The organism is Sphingobacterium alkalisoli, from assembly GCF_005049105.1.
GTDB lineage: Bacteria > Bacteroidota > Bacteroidia > Sphingobacteriales > Sphingobacteriaceae > Sphingobacterium > Sphingobacterium alkalisoli.
In genome coordinates, this window is record NZ_SUKA01000001.1 from 1,275,456 (window position 1) to 1,297,587 (window position 22,132).

20 protein-coding genes are annotated in these 22,132 nt (G+C 39.1%); 11 read left to right on the plus strand and 9 right to left on the minus strand.

Annotated features, from left to right (window positions below; all coding sequences use genetic code 11):
* A complete protein-coding gene (locus FAZ19_RS04715) occupies positions 1-2,358 on the minus strand; it encodes an OstA-like protein (protein ID WP_229707243.1) in 2,358 nt (785 codons plus the stop codon).
* A gap of 669 nt (positions 2,359-3,027) precedes the next feature.
* On the opposite strand from FAZ19_RS04715, the gene tilS reads away from it, so the two are divergent.
* The 5 genes from tilS (at position 3,028) to FAZ19_RS04740 (ending at position 6,696) form a co-directional block, all read left to right on the plus strand.
* Positions 3,028-4,350: a tRNA lysidine(34) synthetase TilS gene (gene tilS, locus FAZ19_RS04720; protein WP_136819432.1), complete on the plus strand. Its 1,323-nt coding sequence runs from the start codon at positions 3,028-3,030 to the stop codon at positions 4,348-4,350.
* Positions 4,351-4,355: 5 nt separating this feature from the next.
* Positions 4,356-4,844 carry a hypothetical protein gene (locus FAZ19_RS04725; protein ID WP_136819433.1) on the plus strand — a complete coding sequence of 163 codons (489 nt, stop codon included), beginning with the start codon at positions 4,356-4,358 and terminating at the stop codon, positions 4,842-4,844.
* An 85-nt stretch (positions 4,845-4,929) separates the two neighbouring features.
* On the plus strand, positions 4,930-5,250 hold the full coding sequence (locus FAZ19_RS04730; protein WP_136819434.1) for a DUF4834 family protein: 321 nt from the start codon (positions 4,930-4,932) through the stop codon (positions 5,248-5,250).
* 35 nt (positions 5,251-5,285) lie between these two features.
* Positions 5,286-6,389 (plus strand): DNA replication/repair protein RecF, encoded by a 1,104-nt coding sequence (recF, locus tag FAZ19_RS04735; RefSeq protein ID WP_136819435.1) that lies wholly within the window; start codon positions 5,286-5,288, stop codon positions 6,387-6,389.
* The gene (locus tag FAZ19_RS04740; RefSeq protein ID WP_136819436.1) at positions 6,382-6,696 is read left to right on the plus strand and encodes a DUF721 domain-containing protein; all 315 of its coding nucleotides are present in this window, start codon (positions 6,382-6,384) and stop codon (positions 6,694-6,696) included. The genes recF and FAZ19_RS04740 overlap by 8 nt, the downstream gene beginning before the upstream one ends.
* Before the next feature lie 14 nt (positions 6,697-6,710).
* Here the strand turns inward: FAZ19_RS04740 and FAZ19_RS04745 are convergent, their stop codons facing one another.
* The 3 genes from FAZ19_RS04745 to sucC form a co-directional block, all read right to left on the minus strand.
* Entirely contained in the window at positions 6,711-7,331 is a 621-nt protein-coding gene (locus FAZ19_RS04745) for an L-threonylcarbamoyladenylate synthase (RefSeq protein WP_136819438.1), read from the minus strand.
* Between the two features lie 139 nt (positions 7,332-7,470).
* Complete coding sequence (gene asnS / locus FAZ19_RS04750) at positions 7,471-8,916, minus strand: asparagine--tRNA ligase (RefSeq protein ID WP_136819440.1); 1,446 nt, start codon at positions 8,914-8,916, stop codon at positions 7,471-7,473.
* Between the two features lie 1,069 nt (positions 8,917-9,985).
* Positions 9,986-11,179, minus strand: a complete 1,194-nt coding sequence (gene sucC, locus FAZ19_RS04755) for an ADP-forming succinate--CoA ligase subunit beta (protein WP_136819442.1) — start codon at positions 11,177-11,179, stop codon at positions 9,986-9,988.
* Between the two features lie 147 nt (positions 11,180-11,326).
* Here sucC and FAZ19_RS04760 point away from each other — a divergent pair, with 147 nt between their 5' ends.
* The 5 genes from FAZ19_RS04760 to FAZ19_RS04780 all read left to right on the plus strand — a co-directional run bounded on the left by FAZ19_RS04760 (position 11,327) and on the right by FAZ19_RS04780 (position 15,666).
* On the plus strand, positions 11,327-11,980 hold the full coding sequence (locus FAZ19_RS04760; protein ID WP_136819443.1) for an ABC transporter ATP-binding protein: 654 nt from the start codon (positions 11,327-11,329) through the stop codon (positions 11,978-11,980).
* Between the two features lie 3 nt (positions 11,981-11,983).
* A complete protein-coding gene (locus FAZ19_RS04765) occupies positions 11,984-12,454 on the plus strand; it encodes a hypothetical protein (RefSeq protein ID WP_136819444.1) in 471 nt (156 codons plus the stop codon).
* A 1-nt stretch (position 12,455) separates the two neighbouring features.
* Positions 12,456-13,010: an HAD family hydrolase gene (locus FAZ19_RS04770; RefSeq protein ID WP_136819446.1), complete on the plus strand. Its 555-nt coding sequence runs from the start codon at positions 12,456-12,458 to the stop codon at positions 13,008-13,010.
* Positions 13,011-13,074: 64 nt separating this feature from the next.
* Positions 13,075-14,622: a S41 family peptidase gene (locus FAZ19_RS04775; protein WP_136819448.1), complete on the plus strand. Its 1,548-nt coding sequence runs from the start codon at positions 13,075-13,077 to the stop codon at positions 14,620-14,622.
* Between the two features lie 33 nt (positions 14,623-14,655).
* Positions 14,656-15,666, plus strand: a complete 1,011-nt coding sequence (locus FAZ19_RS04780; RefSeq protein ID WP_136819449.1) for a LacI family DNA-binding transcriptional regulator — start codon at positions 14,656-14,658, stop codon at positions 15,664-15,666.
* A gap of 131 nt (positions 15,667-15,797) precedes the next feature.
* Here FAZ19_RS04780 and lpdA (FAZ19_RS04785) read toward each other — a convergent pair whose 3' ends face one another.
* Positions 15,798-17,186: a dihydrolipoyl dehydrogenase gene (gene lpdA / locus FAZ19_RS04785; RefSeq protein ID WP_136819451.1), complete on the minus strand. Its 1,389-nt coding sequence runs from the start codon at positions 17,184-17,186 to the stop codon at positions 15,798-15,800.
* Between the two features lie 206 nt (positions 17,187-17,392).
* Here lpdA (FAZ19_RS04785) and FAZ19_RS04790 point away from each other — a divergent pair, with 206 nt between their 5' ends.
* Positions 17,393-17,698 carry a DUF3817 domain-containing protein gene (locus FAZ19_RS04790; protein WP_136819453.1) on the plus strand — a complete coding sequence of 102 codons (306 nt, stop codon included), beginning with the start codon at positions 17,393-17,395 and terminating at the stop codon, positions 17,696-17,698.
* On the opposite strand, the gene FAZ19_RS04795 is transcribed toward FAZ19_RS04790, so the two are convergent.
* The 4 genes from FAZ19_RS04795 to FAZ19_RS04810 form a co-directional block, all read right to left on the minus strand.
* Complete coding sequence (locus FAZ19_RS04795) at positions 17,695-18,108, minus strand: acyl-CoA thioesterase (protein ID WP_136819454.1); 414 nt, start codon at positions 18,106-18,108, stop codon at positions 17,695-17,697. The two genes, FAZ19_RS04790 and FAZ19_RS04795, sit on opposite strands and share 4 nt — an antisense overlap.
* 200 nt (positions 18,109-18,308) lie before the next feature.
* Positions 18,309-19,715, minus strand: a complete 1,407-nt coding sequence (gene lpdA / locus FAZ19_RS04800; RefSeq protein WP_136819456.1) for a dihydrolipoyl dehydrogenase — start codon at positions 19,713-19,715, stop codon at positions 18,309-18,311.
* A gap of 98 nt (positions 19,716-19,813) precedes the next feature.
* Positions 19,814-20,347, minus strand: coding sequence for a plastocyanin/azurin family copper-binding protein (locus FAZ19_RS04805; protein WP_136819457.1), 534 nt, complete (start codon positions 20,345-20,347; stop codon positions 19,814-19,816).
* Between the two features lie 157 nt (positions 20,348-20,504).
* A complete protein-coding gene (locus FAZ19_RS04810) occupies positions 20,505-22,127 on the minus strand; it encodes a response regulator (protein ID WP_136819459.1) in 1,623 nt (540 codons plus the stop codon).
* Between the last annotated feature and the right edge of the window lie 5 nt (positions 22,128-22,132).

Below are 22,132 nucleotides of genomic sequence, written 5' to 3' on the forward strand. Positions count from 1 at the left end.
TTAGATCTTAGGCGCTAACGTTTCTTCCGTCACTTCTTCTTGCACTGCTTCGATCAGATCTTTTTGTAGGGGAGGGGGATTCGTGCCTTCGCCTTCATTGGCCGGAGGAACTTCAGACATTTCGCCTTCTTTTGGAATTTCACGCTTCCGGTTAAGCAAATCTTCCTTTGAAGTTGGTCTATCTTGTGGTCTCCAGATGAAACCGGGCAATATCTCATTATCCTGGTTTACCATTTTGAAGGGATATACTTTTTGATCTACCTTTCGGACAGAAACATAATCGATAATTTTCTTTCCTTCCATTTTTACTTTTATACGGGCACCCCGATCGTGAAACATTTCCGTAATGATACCCAGTTTGTCATTTGTTGAAAATACAAGGTTTTCCGCGTTGCCGTCGACGTATAATCTATCAATATTGCTATTCGTAAAAAATGCGGTAATCTTCCGACCTTTTAATTGGTTGAATTTAACGGTATCCAACACGGCATTTACCATCATAGCATTTTCTTTGAGCAAAGCATTATCCAGCTGTTGGTTTAAGATTTGCATAAAAATGGTGTCTGCTGAGATCTGCGATCCCTGCGCCCAGATCATCGGTCGCCCCATAAATCGAAACATCGAGTCGGCCATGCCGTAATAAACAGAATCCGCTACGGCTTGCAAATCGGATTTAAATAATCGTACGTTGTAATACGCTTTCACGATTCGGGTACGTGCGGTATCCGGTATGTTACTCATCTTCGTGCTATCCGTGCCCGTAGGAGGAATAGTCTTCGCGGTCGTATCTGGCGTTTGTGCAACCTTTAAGGCGTTGTTCATGAGATCATCAGCTTCCGAGCCTTTCGGAATAATAGCATGCTGACGCGTCAAGCTATCCGCTTTTATGGTTGCTTCTATGGAAAGAGGTTCTTCCTGCTTCTTATTTTGAGTTTTTTTTGCCTGTACAACAGGTTTTTGGGAAATCTTTTTTAACGTACTGTCGGGATTCGACTTTTGTAAAGCGTCAATCTGATCGAGGTCAGCGGTCGCAATCTGTATGGAATCGGGCTTTAACGGCAGTGCGGTAGAATCCACGTCGAGCTCCATGGAGTCTGCATCAAGGTCAAAATCTTCATCATCGCCATAATCTACATCTTCTTCGACAATCAATTCACCTCCACTACGGTCTAATTTTAGATCTAACGCGATATATTCTTTTAACAGAATGACTTTAGAGAATAGGGTGTCGGCTGTCAAAAACACGGAATCCATTTTTGCCTCCTCCTTAAGCTCGGGTGGTGTTATTTCGCTTTCGGCAGTTTGGCTGCTATCTGTATCTAGTTCCAATGTTTCCTCTTTTTCCAATTCTCGCTGTTCCCGTCTGCGTTCGCGTCGCGATTTTGTTTCAACGGTATTTTCTGTACTGTCTACTTTTGGATCGTTCGCTGTACTGTCATTTTTGACGAGGGTAATGATCAGTGGCTTCTCGGTCATGGTGATCGATTCGTCAGATTGACGGTATAATCCAAATCCGCCGTATGCATAAAATTTATCCAATGTGTCTACAAAAACAACATTTCTAAAGGCTTTACCAATACCCGTTTCCCGTTCATAATGCAGACTGTCGCCTTTTAAAAACTTGCTTCCTTCTGTATATAAATTGTTTTTATTGAAATCAGCGACTCCGGTACCTGTATTATAATTTCCTTTTTCCGTATATAGATTTTTCTCTCCTACGGGATCTTTTATATTGGTTGGGCCAAAGAAATAGGTCATCCTTCCCGCTGAATTATAACGCATGGTATCCGTGTAAATTTTCACGTTAGGAGTCCGTACAACTACTTTATTGCGAAAATAGGCGTCTTTGGTGTTCTCAAAATAATGTGCGTTTTTTGAGGTAATTGTGTCACCTTGTGAAATGATACGTCCGCCGCCTGTATAGGTTCCTACCTTAGAACGCATCTTGTAGGTAAGGTAATTCGTGGTTAAGGTGGAAGCGCCATCAACCATTCTTACATTCTTGGTTAATCGTGCTTGTTGTGCAGCTGCATCGTAATGTAAATAATCCGAATATATAACTGTTCCCGAGGGTTGCGTAATGACCACATTACCGAATGCTTCGAAAAACTGGCGCTTTACTTCGTCCTCGTAGATATAACCGCTATCTGCAGATAAGGTACTGCCTTTATGCTCATAGACAGGGCGGTAGAAAATCATGTGTCCTGTTTTTGCATTGATTCGCCCGCTACTCGACGACACCAGATTTAATCGATCTTGCCCACCACTTTGTTGCACAGGGGTTCCACCGATTGGAGTCTGGCCAAAGGTATAGTGCAAAGCAATTGCAGAAAAGACAAAAATCAACCAATATTTCACGAAGGCAAAAATATGTAAATAAATAGCAAAAAAATGTTAATTGATAAATTTTCATATACTTACTTACTTACTTGTTTTACCGCTGCACGTGAGGTTCTGGTGGATTTAGCAAATAAGTTGAAGGAGTGATAAAAAGGAAGGATTTTCTTAATCGATTTCTTTTGTCCAGTTCAGCACCCTTCCGCCATTGCCCATGGCAGGGCTCCAACCTTTTTCTTGAAAAAAAGGTTGACAAAATTCAAGACTTGGTCAACGTTACGCTAAAAGCTTTTGGATTTACTAAACAGCTCCGAGCCGTTTCACTTCAGGGATCTGTTCTTAACGTAAATCCAAAAGCTTTCTTAACGCTACATCGACCTAGGTCGTTCTTTCTAAATTTAGCTGATGAAAAAAGCACATATAATCAATGCATAATCCTTACAAAATCGAAAATGTTGCCTTAGCCATTTGCCAATTGCAGTGGGAGGCACTAGCCATTCTGGCAAATGGGTACAGCGACGATTTTTGCTTCTTTTTAGGAAAAAGAAGTCGCCCTCGCGCCGGCGAAAGAGGCGCATAAAAACTGATTAAAAAATAGGTTCTTTTAATATCAACGATATCTCCATGAAATCTAATGGATCGGTTTTGTTTAAATCAGTTAAATCAATTAATATTAGCTAAATTTGGTTAATGAAACTTTTAGATCGATTTTGGGATTATTGTGCTGATAATGAGCTTTTCGTTGCTGGTGACAAGGTGTTGCTTGGCGTAAGTGGAGGTCGGGATTCCATGCTTATGGCGACATTATTTCTAAAAGCGCAGGTAGCTTTTGAGATTGCACATTGTAATTTTGGCCTTCGCGGACAAGAATCAGATGAGGATGAGGCGTTGGTGCGAGGTTTCGCACGGGAGCATAATGTGCTGATTCATGTAAAAAAAATTGATACCCTTTCCTACGCTGAAATAAATAAAATATCGATTCAAATGGCGGCACGTGACTTGCGGTACGCTTGGTTTGACGTTCTCGCCCGTGAAACAAGCTGCAAATACATAGCGATTGCGCAACATAAAAATGACCATGTTGAAACTGTGCTGTTAAATCTTATACGTGGAACCGGGCTTCAGGGACTTCAGGGAATAAAATCGAAGCGTGGTAACATCATTCGTCCGCTTTTATTTTTAACGGCCAATGAAGTTAGCGAAGCCGTTGCGGAACTAAAAGTTCCTTTTCGGGATGATTCATCTAATTTTTCAACAAAGTATGTGCGGAATAAGATCCGTTTAGATATTATTCCGCAATTCGAGTCTTTGAATACTGATTTTATTGATACGATGGATGGAAATATCCAACGTTTTCAAGAAAGCTATTCGCTGCTCCAAAGTTTTATTGATCCCTTACGTAGACAGTTGTTTGAAGCTGATGTCGGAGAAGAACGTTGGAAGATTAAAAAAGAAGAGCTGCGTGCACAAAGCATGCCATTGCTATTTTCCCTCTTTGAACCCTACGGTTTTTCTAAAATTACGCTTCAAGATTTGAGGCGGGCAATCGACGCAGAACCTGGACGGATTTTCGAATCGCGGGAATATCAACTGCTGTTGGATCGGGCATATGTACTCCTCAAGAAAAGAGATTTTTTCGTAGATGAGGTAGAAGTGCCAGAACATGTTCAGGAAGTCAACTGGTTAAATAAAATATTCCATATGCTAGTCTCAGAGCCTACGGAGATTCGTCAGGATGTCGAGGTGGCGCAGATAGATTACAGGAAATTGATTTTCCCATTAAAAGTTCGTTCTTGGCAGGAAGGCGATGTTTTTTATCCCTTAGGGATGAAAGGGAAAAAGAAACTGAGCGATTATTTTGTGGATAAAAAAGTTAGTCTTTTTGATAAGAAGAATATTGCAATTTGGGTGAATGGTAATGGAGAGATCATGTGGATCAGTGGTTACCGTTTAGACGATCGGTATAAGATTAGGGATAATACACAAAAAGTACTTACCTTAGTTCGTAAATAGTAAATATGGACAACGAAAATACTTTTGTCGAAAGACAATATTTAGGAAGGGATAAAACCTGGATTAGTGTGCGCCTTATTTTGGCGTTGTTCTGTTTTATTGCCTATTACCTGAATCTAGATCATCTGGCTTCCAGACAATTATTTTTTATTGTAGGAGGGATCATCATTGTTGTTTCTGTTGTTATGATGTATATGTTGCTGTATAAAACGCAGGTAACCCCAAATAATATAACGATAAGTGGATTGTGGTCTACAAGCTTGGTGAAAATTGATCTTTCGTCCATAATTTCTGTTGAGAAGAAACCGTATAGTAACTTTATTTTCAATAACCCCGTGTACAACTTGCATACAAAAGGTAAGATTCGTTTTTATGCAGGAGGTAGGGATGCTGTATGGCTGAAAGATCGGGAAGGACTAGTATATATTATTGGTACGCACAAGGCTGAGGAACTGACAAATGCCATCCTTAAAGCGAAGCGCACAGAATCTTAAAAAACGTTAAGGTTGTTGACTCTGACATTTTTTTGACGCAGCCATCTTTTTAAATTTTTATCTTTGAAGAAAGAGAAGAAACAAAATGACATTTATATATTTTATTTTATTCATCATAATATTTTACTACGTTTTTAAGTTTTCGATGCGTTTGATCATGCCTTTCGCGATGCGTAAACTTGCAGAACGTATGATGAAAAAAGCTCAGCAATCCCATCAATATAACTATGGAGGACAAAGTCCTTTTGGGAATTCGAACCCTTTTGGTAGTGCTAATACAGATCATTCGCAGTCCCGAAAACCAGATGATAAAGTCCATGTGGATTATGTTCCCGCTAAAGAAGAGCATAAAAAAAATGGGACAGCAACAGCGGGGGAATTTGTCGACTTTGAGGAAATTAAGTAATACGGTAAAAGTTTTTAAGTTTTGACAATGTCAACATGTGGCTAAAGCATTTATCCGTTTTAAATTTTAAAAACTATACAGAATCAACGTTAGATTTTCTACCCGAAGTGAATGCTTTCGCTGGGGAAAATGGAGCAGGGAAGACCAATCTATTGGATGCTATTCATTATTTGTCGCTCTGCAAATCTTATTTTAACCCCATTGACTCGCAACATATTAAAAAAGGCGAAGATTGGTTCATGATTCAGGGGGAGTTTGATACCGATGATCGTTTAGATAATGTGTCGTGTAGCCTCAAGCGTAACCAAAAAAAGCAGTTTAAGCGAAATAAGAAAGATTATCCACGCTTAGCTGACCATATCGGACAGTTCCCTTCCGTAATGATTTCTCCTAATGATAGTGTCATCATTACCGAGGGAAGCGAAGAACGTCGGAAATTTATAGATAACGTCATTTCACAAACCGACAATAGGTACTTGGATAAGCTTATTTCCTATAATAGGATATTACTTCAACGCAATGCGATACTAAAAAATATCAGAGAGAAAGGTGTTTTTGATCTTGGTCTTATGGAGGTCTTGAATGTTCAGTTGGTAGATGTAGGTGAAGTTATTTATGCGCATCGCAAGCGATTTATGGCATCATTCCTGCCCGAATTTCAGCGTCATTATCGTTTTTTGTCGGAAGGGGCAGAGGAGGTGTCGCTTGAATACGAGTCCCCATTGCACGAGTGTGAATTTCTTTCCCTGCTGAACCAGACACTAGAAAAAGATCGGATTTTAGAGCGTACCTCTCAAGGTATTCATAAAGATGATCTGTCGTTTACGATCCATGATGATATGCCCCTTAAAAAGTTTGGTTCTCAGGGACAGCAAAAGTCCTTTTTGATCGCGTTGAAATTAGCACAATATAGCTTTCTAAGGCGCGAGAAAAAGTATAAGCCTCTTCTATTGCTGGATGATATCTTTGATAAACTGGACGAAAAGCGCACGAGAAAGTTGATGCAGATGGTATCGGATGATGAATTTGGACAAATTTTTATTACCGATACCGATGCGGTTAGACTTCAAAAAATTTTTGAAGATATTGCCCAGCCGATACGTATCTTTGCGATACAAGGAGGGATGGTAAATGTATAAGAAGAAGCTTGAGGAAATTCATACAAGGGATGATGTCAGTATCAAACAAGCTGTTGAAAAATGGCTCGAAGTTTTTAAATTACGCAAGAAGTTTGATGAATCTTCCATTGTTTCTGCATGGCCCGAGATAATGGGTGCATCTATCGCGAACCGTACCCAGCAGATCTATATTAAGGATAGAAAGCTCTTTGTAAAAGTTGAGTCTGCAGTAATCAAAAATGAATTGGCATTGATGAGGAGACAAATAATAGGTCGGGTAAACGAGCATGTCGGACAAGTCATTGTCGAAGAATTGATCATTCTTTAACGCTTGCAGCGACTTTATAAATAAAGTTCCAGATCGCCTTTTCCTTCCCTGATTATCTCAAAGTCCCCGTTGGTTAGGTCGACAACTGTAGAAGCTACATTGTCTCCATATCCTCCGTCTATAACCATATCCACTTTATCTTCATATTTCTCGTAAATCAATTCGGGATCGGTCGAATATTCAATAATCTCATCTTCGTCGTGAATGGAAGCCGTTACGATAGGGTTACCTAACTCTTTGACAATCTCGCGTACGATACTATTATCCGGAACCCGTATACCTACCGTTTTTTTCTTCGAACTCAATAATTTTGGTACTTGATTGCTCGCGTTAAAGATGAAAGTAAACGGCCCGGGTAACGCCTTTTTTAACACGCGAAATACGGTCGTGTCAAATGGTTTTGTGTATTGGGATATATCCGTCAAATCATAGCAGATAAAAGACAAGTTGGCTTTATCAGGGCGTAATCCGCGAATCGTGCAGACTCGTTCGATTGCTTTTTGATTGGTGATATCACACCCGATACCATATACCGTATCCGTAGGATAAATGATCACACCACCTTTTTTCAAAATATCTACCGCTTGCTGGATAGCTTTTGGATTCGGATTGTCTTCGTATATTTTAACTAACATGTTATAAGTAAAAAGTAATAAAAACGTATTCGCGAATACGCAATTTGCAAATACGCATTCCTGACATGGCACTATACAATAAAACCGTCAAAAGTATAATTTGTTTTGACGGTTTTAAGACGTTTGCATAGAATTATGATTAAAATTCAGCGTTGTTAGGTGTACGTGGAAAAGGAATCACATCTCTAATATTTGTCATACCTGTAACGAAGAGAACCAGCCTTTCGAAGCCAAGGCCAAAACCGGAGTGCGGCGCGGTACCAAACCGTCTCGTGTCTAGGAACCAATCGATCTCGTCGGACGGAATGCCGACTTCTTCCATACGGGCCAATAATTTATCCAGATTTTCTTCCCGTTGCGAGCCGCCGACCATCTCTCCAATGCCAGGGAATAGGATGTCCATAGCACGCACGGTATGTCTTCCTTGGGTATCAGGCTCGTTTTGTTTCATGTAGAACGACTTAATTTCTCGCGGATAATCGATTAAGATCACCGGTTTCTTAAAGTGTTTTTCAACCAGATAGCGTTCGTGTTCAGACTGTAAGTCAGCACCCCATTCGTCAATCAGGTATTTAAATTGTTTTTTCTGATTGGGTTTACTGCGCTTTAATATTTCAATAGCATCTGTATAGGTTACACGTTCGAAATTATTTTCTAGTACAAAGTTTAGTTTGTCGACCAAATTTAATTCTGCCCGTTCGTTTTGAGGTTTTGACTTCTCTTCTTCTAACAGGCGACTTTTTAAAAATTCAATCTCATCTGCACAATGATCTAAGGCATATCGGATCACATATTTTAGCAGCTCTTCGGCCAAATCCATATTGTCTTCCAATTCGTAGAAAGCCATTTCGGGTTCGATCATCCAGAACTCAGCCAAATGACGGGTCGTATTGGAGTTTTCTGCACGAAATGTTGGGCCAAAGGTATAAATATTACCCAATGCCATAGCCGCTAGTTCGCCCTCTAGCTGACCTGATACCGTTAAGTTAGTGGCCTTACCAAAGAAATCTTCTTTAAAGTCTATTTGCCCTTCTTCGTCGCGCGGAATATTGTCGAAATCTAAGGTAGTTACTTTAAACATTTCTCCCGCTCCTTCTGCATCCGACCCGGTAATAATCGGAGTGTGCATGTAGACAAAATCTCTTTCGTTGAAGAACTGATGGACTGCAAAAGCTAATGCGTTCCGTACTTTGAATACGGCATTGAATGTCCCTGTACGAAACCGCAGGTGTGCTATTTCACGTAGGAACTCAAGGCTATGTTTTTTCGGCTGTAATGGAAATTTCTCCGGATCAGAATCGCCTAAAATAGTTAACTCATCTACTTTAATTTCAACGTGCTGGCCCTTACCTAATGATTCAACTAGTACACCCGATACACGTACAGCTGCACCTGTTGTTACTCGCTTTAATAAAGCTTCGTCTGTGTTTTCAAAATCAACTACTGCCTGGATATTATTTAGAGAAGAACCGTCATTAATCGCTACAAATTGGTTATTTCGGAAGGTTTTTACCCAGCCTTTTACAATAACATGCCTACCGAATTCTTCGGATTTTAATAGTTCTTTAATGCGTGTGTGTTCCATTTTTAGTAATGATAGATTTGAATAGATGATACGCTGATAACCTATTGTGTTTTAATAAGACAAAAATAGCGATTTATAGTAAGAAATGAGATGACAATGTTAAAAAGGGGAGGGATAATAAAAATGAAGGTTTATTTTGTACAGTTTTTTGAATTTCCATCGCATTGCCTTTTCGCCACTGGCCGTGGCAGGGTTTCTCCTTTTTTCATTTATTATTTGTATTTCAAAGGCATTCAAGAGCCTCTTCGAGGGTTCTCCTTGACGAGAAAGGAGCAAAGAGTCAAGACTTGGTCAATGGTTACGCTAAAAGCTTTTGGATTTACTAAACAGATCTGAGCCGTTGCACTTCGTAGATCTGTTCTTAACGCAAATCCAAAAGCTTTCTTAACGCTACATCGACTTAGGTCGTCCTTTTAACTCCACCTAAAGCAAAAAGTACAATATAATCAATGTACTATCCTCACAAATTCGAAAATGTCGCCTTAGCCATTTGCCAATAGCAGGAGGAAGCACTAGCCAATGTGGCGAATGGGTACAGCGACGATTTTAAGAATAAATATTTGTTTTCAATGGAATTCTTGAGCTCACTACGTTCGGTTTGCTTCTTTTTAGGAAAGGAAGGAGGCTGCCTGCCGATGAGGGCAAAATGATTAAGAAGAAATTTAGGCTATGCCGCGGCCGAAGCGACAAAAGAAATTTGTATAAAATAATGCTTCTTTTACTATTAATAATGCCCTCTGAAGATTTACGTGATCCGAAATGAAAGGTCGTTTAAAACAAAACTTTCATGATCCATTGAATCACCAATAGGAATGAAAGTTCTTGATGGCCTTTGAGAAATAGGCTTTCAGAAAAAAGGCTGTATCATAAGTTGTTTTTGGTGTCAAGTTGCCAAATTAAATTTTGAAGGTACTCTCCAGTTTAATAAAAAACGACAATTCTCGATTAGAAAATTGTCGTTTTTTATTACTTTTTTATTTTTTAGAGAAGCGTCTCGAAATTAAATTCTGTTTGTGAATTTTGATTTTGACTTATGATACATCCTTTTTCCATAGGATAAAAAAAGGTATTATCCTTTTAATACTTTAGTAACTAAGTCAGCAGCTTCCTTTAATTGAATAGCAGAATAAACTTGTAATCCTGACTCGTCGATTAATTTTTTAGCTTCAGTGGCGTTTGTGCCCTGAAGACGTACAATAATTGGGACAGGAATGTTTCCAATTTCCTGATACGCATCGATCACACCTTGGGCAACACGGTCACAACGAACGATACCACCGAAGATATTGATTAAAATTGCTTTTACATTCGGGTCTTTTAAAATGATGTTAAAACCAGCTTTTACCGTTTCTGCATTTGCTGTACCACCCACATCTAAGAAGTTAGCAGGCTCACCACCAGCAATTTTGATAATATCCATTGTGGCCATTGCAAGACCAGCACCATTAACCATACAACCTACGTTACCATCAAGTTTTACATAGTTTAAGTTAGATTTACCGGCTTCAACTTCTGTAGGATCTTCTTCACTTACATCACGTAATGCTGCATAATCCGTGTGACGGTATAATGCATTTTCATCTAAGTCTACTTTCGCATCTACAGCTAGAATTTTGTCATCGGATGTTTTTAATACAGGGTTGATTTCGAACATAGATGAATCTGTTGAGTCATATGCTTTATATAAAGCAGCAACAAATTTTACCATTTCTTTGTGTGCACCACCAGTTAGGCCTAGGTTGAAAGCAATTTTACGCGCTTGGAAGCCTTGTAAACCAACTTTAGGATCGATTTCTTCTTTGAAGATTAAGTTCGGAGTTTTTTCAGCGACTTCTTCAATATCCATCCCACCTTCTGTAGAATACATAATGATATTACGCCCTTTAGCGCGATCTAATAACACGGATACATAAAATTCTTTCGTTTCACTCTCACCAGGATAGTAAACATCTTGAGCAACTAGAACTTTGCTTACTTTTTTACCTTCAGCACCAGTTTGAGGAGTTACTAACTGCATACCTATGATATCTTTAGCACGTTGTGATACTTCTTCGAGGTTTTTAGCTAATTTAACGCCACCACCTTTACCGCGACCACCAGCATGAATTTGAGCTTTGATTACAACCCAGTCAGAATTGTATTCTTCTTTCAATTTTTTAGCAGCTTCTACGGCTTGCTCTGGGGTTTCAGCAACAATACCTTCTTGTATTCTTACGCCAAAACTTTTAAGTATTTCTTTTCCTTGATATTCGTGAATGTTCATCGATAAAAAATTTAGTGTAAAAGTAATGCTTTTATTCGTAAGGGTCAAGATTTTGTTCGTAAAAAACTACTTTGTTCATTGCTGTGTATGTGTTTGTAATGTACGGGCAGACGAGCTTAATTTCATACTTTTTGCTAACTTCGTATTATGATATTGAAAGCAAGTAATATTTATAAAACCTATGGTGAATTACCTATTTTGAAAGGAGTGAACCTGGAGGTGGAGAAAGGTGAGATTGTTTCGATTGTAGGGGCGTCAGGTGCTGGGAAGAGTACATTACTACACATTATCGGTACCCTGGACAAGGCCGATAAAGGCGAACTTTACATCAATGGTTCTGCAATACATGAACTCTCCGCGAATGCACTTAGTGCTTTTCGCAATGAGCATATAGGTTTCGTATTTCAATTTCATCATTTGCTACCAGAGTTTACAGCGTTGGAAAACGTGTGTATTCCGGCCTATATCGGCGGAAAGAACCATGCACAGACGGAGAAGAAAGCGATGGAGCTATTAGATTTGTTAGGTGTTGCTGAGCGCGCAAAACATAAGCCATCCCAGTTGTCTGGTGGCGAACAACAACGTGTTTCAGTGGCCAGAGCCTTGATTAACAATCCGTCTATTATACTTGCTGACGAACCCTCGGGTAATTTGGATTCCGAAAATGCCTCATCATTACACAAGCTGTTTTTTCATTTGCGGGATACCATGCGCCAAACATTTATTATTGTAACGCACAACGAAGAGTTGGCTGGTATATCAGACCGTACTATCCATATGCGGGATGGATTTATTTATTAAATTATGCAAAAGCTATTAATTACATTCGGTACCCGACCGCTAGCCATTCGTCTGTCAAAGTTAATGCAGGCCAAATACGAAGTGCTTCATGCTACCTCAGAGGAAGTTCCCTCTGTACTAAAAGATAAATACCTGAATATCCCAACAGGAACAAATCCTATCTTTTCGCACGAAGTGCTCAAGCTCGCGTTGGATCTCGACGTACAGATGATTCTTCCATTGGGAGCGACAGAGGTACAGGCCATCAGTGAGTCCATACAGCTGTTCGAAGAATACGGTATACGTATTATTTGTCCCGATAAAAATGAACTTTTAGCGATAGACGTGTTATTTGAACCAACAAAAGAATTACCTTTAAGTGTCGTATTGGATCGTGTTGATTTAATCTCAGGTCAACCCGTCGCTTCTATTGTTAATGGTTTAGGTGTGATCTCTGATTCAGGAGAAGATTTTGTTTTAGCGGTTTTGAAATAATATGCGTATCGAATATATTCCTTTAGATAAGAAAGTTTATTTATTAGAAGTAGATGATGTCTTGTTTCCGAAATCAGACTACGATTTGCAGGTCTACTATCTATTTGCGAATTTTATGGAATTTCAGACAGGATCTTTATCTGCAAGTGATCTGGTGGGTTTTATGAAGAGAGTTTATGAAAATCACGGACATGAATTCGTTTTTGATAGATTGAAAGAAACATTCGGAATTGAAGAAAAATACAGAGAGAATTTATTGCGATTAAACGTTAATGCCCAGTTACCACTCAAATTACTGTTATTTAAAGAAGTGGAAGAGTTGATCGTCCGACTTTTTGCACAAAACAAACAAGTTGCTATTTTAACTAAGGGTAACCCAGTGGAACAGTTAAATAAAATCAAACACATTGATTGGGGAGAAGCAAAGCGATTTAAGAATTTTCTTAAAGTTTTTTTTGTTGACGAATTAAAGTTTAGATCTTTAGAACCAATTGATTATATTGCTAAAGATTATGGGGTAACACCCGGGGATTTATATTGTATTGAGCGCGATTAGATTTAAATAGGAGTTATGAAACCGATATATTGAGCTCTCATCAGCCATAATAAAAAATAAACGGATGAAAAAAATAGCGACACAAATATTGATACTTGCATTTTTAGGTACGATGCTTTCCTGTAAAAAGGATAGTCCGCCGACTCTTGATGACGATGGTATTGATAAGAGTACAACGTATCTAAGTAACGAAAACGAGAATAAATTACGTGATTCGGTGTGGTATTATTATAAGGTATTGTCCTTGTGGGAAGAATATATTCCTCCTCGCGATATCAATAAAATTGATGAAGAAAATTATCTGCGTAATAATTTTACCCAATATTTTGAGCGAAGTGAAAACGTTTTGTCATATTTAATGGGCTTAACAAAGGTAGACCCTTCAACTGGAGAGCCTATAGATCGGTATAGTTTTATCGATAGGCAGGGGGTGGTGAGTGGAGAACTGGAGGGTGGTGTCGCGACAGATTTTGGAATGTATGTTTTTTATTTGCAAACCGCTTCTTCGGGAAACAATGCGGATTTGTATGTACGTATGGTAGATGCTGACTCTCCCGCTGATAAAGCAGGCATAAAGCGTGGTGATCGCATTGCGAGTATCAATGACCATAGCGACATCGATTATGAATCGCAAAAGGCACAGGATTTTGCATTTATAAATACGGCATTATCTTCATCCTCGATGCGTTTAGATCTTATTAAGCCAGACGGTTCTGCCGAGATAGTCTCTATAAACAGTACAGAATATCCCTTTAATCCCGTAGTTATCGATAAGGTGATAACACAAAATGGAAAGAAAATTGGTTATTTGGCGTTTAGCTCATTTATAAGTCTGGTTATTGAAAATACAGAGATCCCTTCTACGATGCACGGTATTTTCGAAGCGGTTTTTCAAAAATTTGAATCGCAAGGGATCGATGAGCTTATCGTAGACTTGCGATATAATGGTGGCGGTATTGTAAATACGGCTGAATACTTAGCTAATAAAATTGTACCCGCAAGTGGCAATGGCAAGTTAATGTCGACCTACAAAATTAACAGGTACCTGGAAGCTGATCCAGATATTAAAAAGGAGTTTGAAGATGTGTATTTTGCGAAATCAAATGCGCTAAATTTAGCCCGCGTATATTTTTTAGTGACTTCCTCTTCCGCATCTGCAAGTGAGCTGCTCATCAATAGTTTGAAACCTTATATGAATGTACAAGTTATAGGTACCTATGCTTGGAAAGAAGACGGAACCCGGATTTCGGAAAATACATACGGTAAGCCGGTTGGTTTTTTTGAATTGAACCTTTTGAACAAATCATTAGCATTGTATGCGGCGTCATTTCAAACGTTTAATGCCGCTAATGAAGGCGACTATTTTAGCGGATTGGTCCCTACCGCTCACGTCTCAGAGTTCGATAACTTTTATGACTTTGGAGATGAACGCGAATCAATGTTGGCAATAGCCTTGGGACATATCAACACGGGTACTTACACATCGCTTAGCAGATCGGCTTCAATTAATGTTCGAAATAAGCGGATTCGAAAGGGAATTATGCACTTAAACGACAGAAATTCAGTTCAAGGGATGTTCAAGTTTGGGAATAAAGACTTAAAAATAAAATAGTATCTTTGAGATATAAACTTAAAGTAAACTTTGATGACAAAGCCAAATAAGCCAGCGACGATAAAGGAGATAGCAAGAAAGCTTAAAATTTCACCTTCTACAGTCTCTCGCGCACTCAATGATCATCCAAGTATCGGGCTTGTGACGACCATGCGTGTTAAGAAAATGGCTGTAGAATTGAATTATGAGCCCAATCAGACGGCCATTTTTTTTAAGCAACGTAAAACATTTACCATTGGCGTGATCCTGCCCACTTTGTCGGAGCCTTTCTTTTCGCTAGCAATTAGCGCGATAGAGACTGTTGCTGAAGAACATAAATATACGGTACTTTTAGGTCAGTCTCTAGACAATGAGGCGCGGGAACTTCAAATCATTAATACGTTCAAGAAACATCGTGTAGATGGCATATTGATGTCTATGGGTAAAAATACGACAGATTTAAGTTTTATAGAGATGTTGAGGGCTTCTGATATCCCAATTGTCTTTTTTGACTGTGTACCGGAGCTGAATGATGTGGATAAAGTTTATAGTGATTTATCTTCTGGTATGGAGGAAGCTATTGAAGCTTTTGTATCCAGGGGGCATATCCGTATCGCGCTGATTAATGGTCCTGATACCTTGCTGGCTTCGGGTGAGCGTACAGAGGCGTTCAAAAGCGCGCTTAAAAAGTTTGATGTAGCAATTGATGAAAAATATATTGTCCATACCGATCTAACTGAAAAAGGTAATGAAGATGCGATGGAACAGTTATGTTCCTTGGCTGAGCGGCCTTCTGCGGTGGTCTCTTTTAATGATTTCGTGACATTGGATGTGATGAAATACGCACGTCAAAGAGGTATTGTCTTAAGTCAGGATATGCATTTTATTAGCTATGCAAATTATCCGTTGTGGAAATATATTGAAAATCCACCAATAGGAAGTATTGAGCAGTATCCGGATAAGCAAGGCGGCAAGGCAGCAGAAATTCTTTTTGATATCTTGACGTCTAAAGAAGAACTTGTAACGGAAGATATTGTCTTTCCTTCTAAATTAGTTTTAAAATAAGAATACCGCCCGCAGACGTGGAAATAGGATTCACGAATCTTTGTATCCATTGAGGATAAAATATGATCATAAAAATGTCGCGATTTGTAAAAATCGCGACATTTTATTTTTAGCGTAGCGCGTGTATAATTTTATAAGTGAATGACTTCACCGTATGCATCTGCAGCAGCTTCCATAATAGCTTCGCTCATCGTAGGGTGTGGATGTACCGATTTGATGATCTCATGCCCTGTCGTTTCTAGTTTACGGGCTACAACTACTTCAGCGATCATTTCAGTTACATTGGCTCCGATTAAGTGAGCACCTAAAAATTCACCGTATTTCGCATCAAAAATAAGTTTGACGAAGCCGTCTTTTGCACCAGCAGCCGACGCTTTTCCTGAAGCAGAAAATGGAAATTTACCTACTTTAATTTCGTATCCTGCTTCGCGAGCAGCTTTTTCTGTATAGCCAACAGAAGCAATTTCAGGAGAACAGTACGTACAGCCAGGTATATTATTATAGTTTATCGCTTCTACATGAAGACCTTTGATTTTCTCCACACAGGTAATTGCCTCTGCAGACGCCACGTGCGCCAAAGCTTGACCTTTTACGATGTCTCCGATAGCATATACGCCATCAATATTTGTTTTATAAAAATCGTCTACAACTACGCGACCTTTATCCACTTTAACTCCCACTTCTTCAAGTCCTAAATTCTCAATATTTGGGGATATACCAACTGCAGATAAGACCACTTCAGCTTCGATTACTTCGTTGCCTTTGGCTGTTTTGATGTTGACCTTCGAAAGATTTCCTTTTGTATCCACGGACTGAACTTCCGATTTGGTCAGAATCTCGATGCCGGCTTTTTTAAGGGATTTTTCGAGTTGCTTTGAAACCTCTTCATCCTCAACGGGGACGATACGATCCATGAATTCGACAATGGTAACCTTTGTCCCGATGGCATTATAAAAATAGGCAAATTCAACACCGATTGCACCTGATCCTACGACAACCATTGATTTGGGCTGTGTTGGTAAGTTCATTGCCTGGCGGTATCCGATGATTTTTTTCCCATCTTGAGGAAGGTTAGGTAACTCTCTAGACCGTGCTCCTGTGGCAAGAATGGTATGTTTGGCGGTATATTCTTTGGTCGAACCGTCAGCTCCTTTTACTTCTATCTTACCGCCTTTTTTGATTTTGGCGGTACCCATAATCACATCGATCTTATTCTTTTTCATTAAGAATTGAATACCTTTACTCATTCCGTCTGCAACGCCGCGGCTTCGTTTTACGATAGCACCAAAGTCAGCTTCTCCGCCTTGTACTTTAATACCATACTCTTCGGCATGATTTAAATATTCAAATACTTGAGCACTTTTTAATAATGCTTTAGTTGGAATACATCCCCAATTTAAGCAAATACCTCCTAAAGCTTCGCGCTCTACAACAGCAGTCTTAAAACCTAATTGAGCAGATCGGATAGCAGCTACATAACCTCCAGGCCCACTTCCGATGACGATGATGTCATAGTTCATATAATAATGATTTTGTGTCTTTTACAATTAAACCCAAAAATACATTTTTTTTTTGGTAGCACGTAATTTGAACGTGTGATTTTGACATTATCAATAAATTGGAAATAGCTGTTTTGGGGGTTTGTCACTAGGTGGTCAATAATGGTAAATTATATAGCGGAAAAGAATAATAACGCTATTTTTGCTTTCAAAATCACCGTACATCTATGCTAAGAATATTTCAACAAATCGCGCTTTGGGAGGCAATTTCTACCGTTATATTGTTTTTTGTAGCGATGCCTTTAAAGTATTTTGCGAATGTGCCTGAAGCGGTTCGCATCGCAGGATCCATTCATGGTTTTTTAGTCGTTATTTTTGTTATTTTATTAGTGGCATGTTGGCAAACATACCGTTGGAAATTCTCCAAAGTAGTTACCTATTTTGTCATATCCCTAATACCTATCGTCTCTTTTTGGATCGAAAGAGATGTGAAAAAACAAATTGCTTCTGCAAAACGAAGCAACCTCCATTAATCGGGTTTTAACTTATTAGATATCGTGTCTATACTCATATAGGCGTAGGTAATTTCTGTTTTACCATGTGGCAAGGGGACACCATTTTCATCGAGATTGACGAAGACTAATTTGTCTATAGAGAGAATTGTCTTTCGCGTAATCTTGTTTCGCACCTCGCAAGCCAAGGTGATGGACGTCGTGCCAAAATGAGTTGCGACAATACCAAGTTCAATAATATCTCCCTGTTTGGCTGAGCTGACGAAGTTTATTTCGGAAATATATTTAGTAACAACCTGCGGGTTACTCAGTTGAACGATGGCGTAAATAACCGCCTCTTCGTCAATCCATCTTAATAACGTACCTCCGAACAAGGTGCCGTTGGGATTGAGATCTTCTGGTTTTACCCATTTTCGCGTGTGAAAATTCATTTGGTTTAGTTTTTTAGATATCAGATTAATGACTAAGAGGCTGTCTAAAAAGCACACTATCGTCGTTACTGCGACCCGGAGGGACGATGGTGAAGCAATCTGACGATGTTAAAATGTAGATTGCTTCACCGTTCTTCCTCGCAATGACGCGTTTTTCTTGTAGGTAACGACTTTTTTGGATACCTTCTTAATCTTCTTTTTTAAGCATGAATTGCTCGGTTTGCAGTAGCGGCTAATGCTGCTTCTTTTAATGCTTCTGTATAGGTTGGATGGGCATGACAGATACGGCCAATATCTTCTGCTGACGCACGGTATTCCATTGCTACCACCGCTTCAGCAATTATATCTGCTGCTCTTGGCCCTATTATATGAACGCCGAGAACCTCATCGGTTTCTGCATCAGCTAAGACCTTAGCAAATCCATCCGTATCGCCAGATGCCTTTGCCCGACCTGAGGCTTTAAAAGAAAATGACCCGGCTTTATATTTTTTACCGGCTTCCTTTAGCTGTTCTTCTGTCTGACCTACAGAAGCGACTTCTGGCCAAGTATAAACAACCCCCGGAATCAAGTTATAGTCAATATGTGGTTTCTGACCAGCAATACGTTCCGCTACATAAATTCCCTCATCTTCTGCTTTATGTGCTAACATCGCACCTTTTACCACATCGCCAATTGCATAGATACCTGTTACCGCAGTTTCCAAATGATCGTTTACTGGAATTTTATTACTCCTCTCCTCGGGCACGATACCGATATTTTCTAGACCTAAATCCTTGGTATAAGCAATACGACCTACAGAGACGATACAATAATCACCTTCAAAGGATACGCTTGTTCCCTTAGGGTCTTCTGCCGTAACAGTTACATTTTTACCTTTTACGGAGGCTCCTGTTACTTTATGGCCTAAGAAGAATTCCATACCTAATGACTTTTTCAGTACGCGTTGTAATTCCTTTCCAAGTCCGCCATCCATTGTGCCAATAATTGATTTAGCATATTCTATAACAGAAACTTTAGCGCCCAAACGTGCGTATACAGAACCTAATTCCAGACCAATTACACCTCCACCGATTACGATAAGGTGTTTCGGTACTTCACTTAAGTTCAAAGCTTCTGTCGAAGTGATGATACGCTTTTTGTCAATAGGTAAGAATGGTAATGCCGTCGGTTTAGAACCTGTTGCAATTATTATATTTTTTCCTTTTAGCTCCTCTGTTTTTCCGTCATTTTTTGTGATTTTGATGGTGTTCTTGTCGATAAAAGATCCTACACCTTCAAAAGAATCAATTTTATTTTTCTTGAATAAGAAGCTGATTCCCGCCGTATTCTGAGCAATGACATCGTTTTTACGTGATATCATTTTTTTGACGTCAATTTTTAAATTGCTCACGTTGATCCCGTGATCTGCGAAACTGTGAGCGGCATTATGATAGTGCTCCGAAGTGTCTAAAAGCGCTTTTGATGGGATGCATCCTACATTCAGACAAGTACCACCGAATGTACTATATTTCTCAATAACTGCGGTTTTGAGTCCTAACTGGGCACATCGGATAGCGGCTACGTAACCACCTGGTCCACTACCAATTACTATAACATCGTATTGCATGTGTGCGAATTTTATTTTTTGCTGCTAAGTTACTAATTATTGAAGATAAAAAAAGGCACTATAGTGTGCCCTTTTTTATCAAAATCGTTTTCGAAAGCTTATTCAGCTACGATTTTTCCTTTCATTACACCATAATGACCAGGGAAACTACAAATATAATCGTAAACACCTTTTTCTATGGTGAATGTAATTTTATCTTCTTCTCCGGGACCCAATAACTTCGTATGTGCTACGATAGAAGAAAGTGAAGATTTGGGGATATATTCCGAATCTGCGGCACCTGTTGCCTCTGCACCGAACGTAGGTAAATCTACCCCTGGTTTTAACACAACAAAATTATGTCCCATCGATTCTTTTGGCATCGTTCCTACATTTTTCAATGTGATTTCTACTGGTTCACCAGCTTTTACACGAATTAATTCGGTGTCGAATTTCATTTGATCATTGCCTTCTACCGTCCATGTATTTGACAACTCGATGTTTTCAATACCCGGTACAGTTTCAGCGCCTGCATCTGTAGATTCCTTTGTTGCTGTATTGTCAGTAGAGGTCGATTTTGTGTCATTACCACCTCCACATGAAGATAGTGATATCGCAAATACAAGTGCTGGAATAATAAAGATTTTTTTCATCTGTTTGTTTATTTAATTTGTGATAAAGCTATCGCAATAGCTTCACATGTGTGTTATTTGTTTCAGCGTTGATTAGATTCGTGAAATGCGTTCATACATTTTTTTAATCAGCGACTAATTTACTAATAATTTTATAGAATTAACACCTTTAATCGCCTCAAAAAGTAATATTATTTTCATTTTTCAATGCACAGATTTTTGTGATTTTCTTGTACAAATCGACCGGATTGAAAGGTTTGCCAATTACCTCGTCCGCGCCCACTTCGAAGGCAGCTTGTTGCTCGTGTTCGAGCACCGACGCGGAGATGGTTATGATCGGAATATTTTGTTTATTACGGTCATGGTGATTTCGGATTTCTCTAATGGCCTCGAATCCCGACATGATTGGCATATGTGTATCCATTAAGATCAAGTCGTAGTCGTTGGTTTTGAATTCTTCCAATGCCAGCAGTCCATTTTTTACGACCTTTACCTTGCAGTTCCATGTTTGGAGCATGTGTGTAAGCATGAAGCTATTGAGTTCGTTGTCTTCAGCTACAAGTACCTTGAGTGTATTAAATTGGGAAAGTTGCGTATATTCGAGTCTGACTTTTTCTTTATCATGGATGTTTCGCTCCACTTTTTGAATAGTTGTCACGAAAGAGAATTCAGAGCCTTGTCCATAGGTGCTTTTAGCACTGACATTTCCTTCAAGTAATTCGGAAAGTCGTTTTACAATTGCTAATCCCAATCCGGTTCCGCCAAATTTTTTGGTTATGCCATCGTCACCCTGTTCAAAAGCTTGAAATATTTTTTCCAACGCTTCGGGCTTAATGCCGATTCCCGTGTCCTTTACCGCGAAACTGATGGTGTGCTGATCTTTATTCGTATCTATATTCTTAACGATCAATGATATCTTTCCTTTTTCGGTGAACTTTAAGCTGTTTGAAATAAAATTACTGATAATCTGTTGAAGGCGTAAAGCATCAAATTTTACATATTTGGGCAACGTTTTATCCAGAATGACTTCAAATTCCAAATTTTTGTTGTTGGCTTTAAGTTTGAAAACCTTATCGAATTCCAAGATCATGGCTTCTAAATCAAAATCTTCGAATTCAATTCTCATCATGCCAGAATCTATTTTTGAAATGTCTAAGATATCATTGATAATCAAAAGCAAGGAACTCGAAGCATTATCTAAACGATTTATCCAGTCGATTTGTTCTGGATTCAGATCCGCGCTTTTAAGCATATGTACAATACCCATAATTCCATTTATAGGGGTGCGAATTTCATGGCTCATATTGGCTAAAAAGATCTCTTTCGATCGACGGGCTTGTTCTGCTTCTTGATTAGCCTGAATTAATGCTTTCTTAGACTGTTCTAACTCAATATTCTTTTGGATGATTTCTTCTTGGATATGAATTTGTTTTATAAAGGACGTGACTTTTGCGATGGTTATCTCTGGATTAAGCGGTTTGTATAAGTAATCTACGGCGCCACTCTCTAGTCCACGTATGAGATACTTATCTTCTTTTGACATTGCGGTCACCATGATCGCCATGATATGACTCGTTCTTGAATTGGACTTCAACAAGGCGACAAATTCGAATCCGTTTATTTCCGGCATTTGCACATCGACTAAAGCAATCGATATATCATTCATCCAACAGATTTTTAATGCCTCATTGGGATCGGTAGAGCTGATAATGTTGATGTCTCCAATATCTGAAAGTAAAGCCGATAGGCTTATGATATTTTCCTCTTTATCATCAAGAATGAGAAGATTGATGGCACTCATAGCTA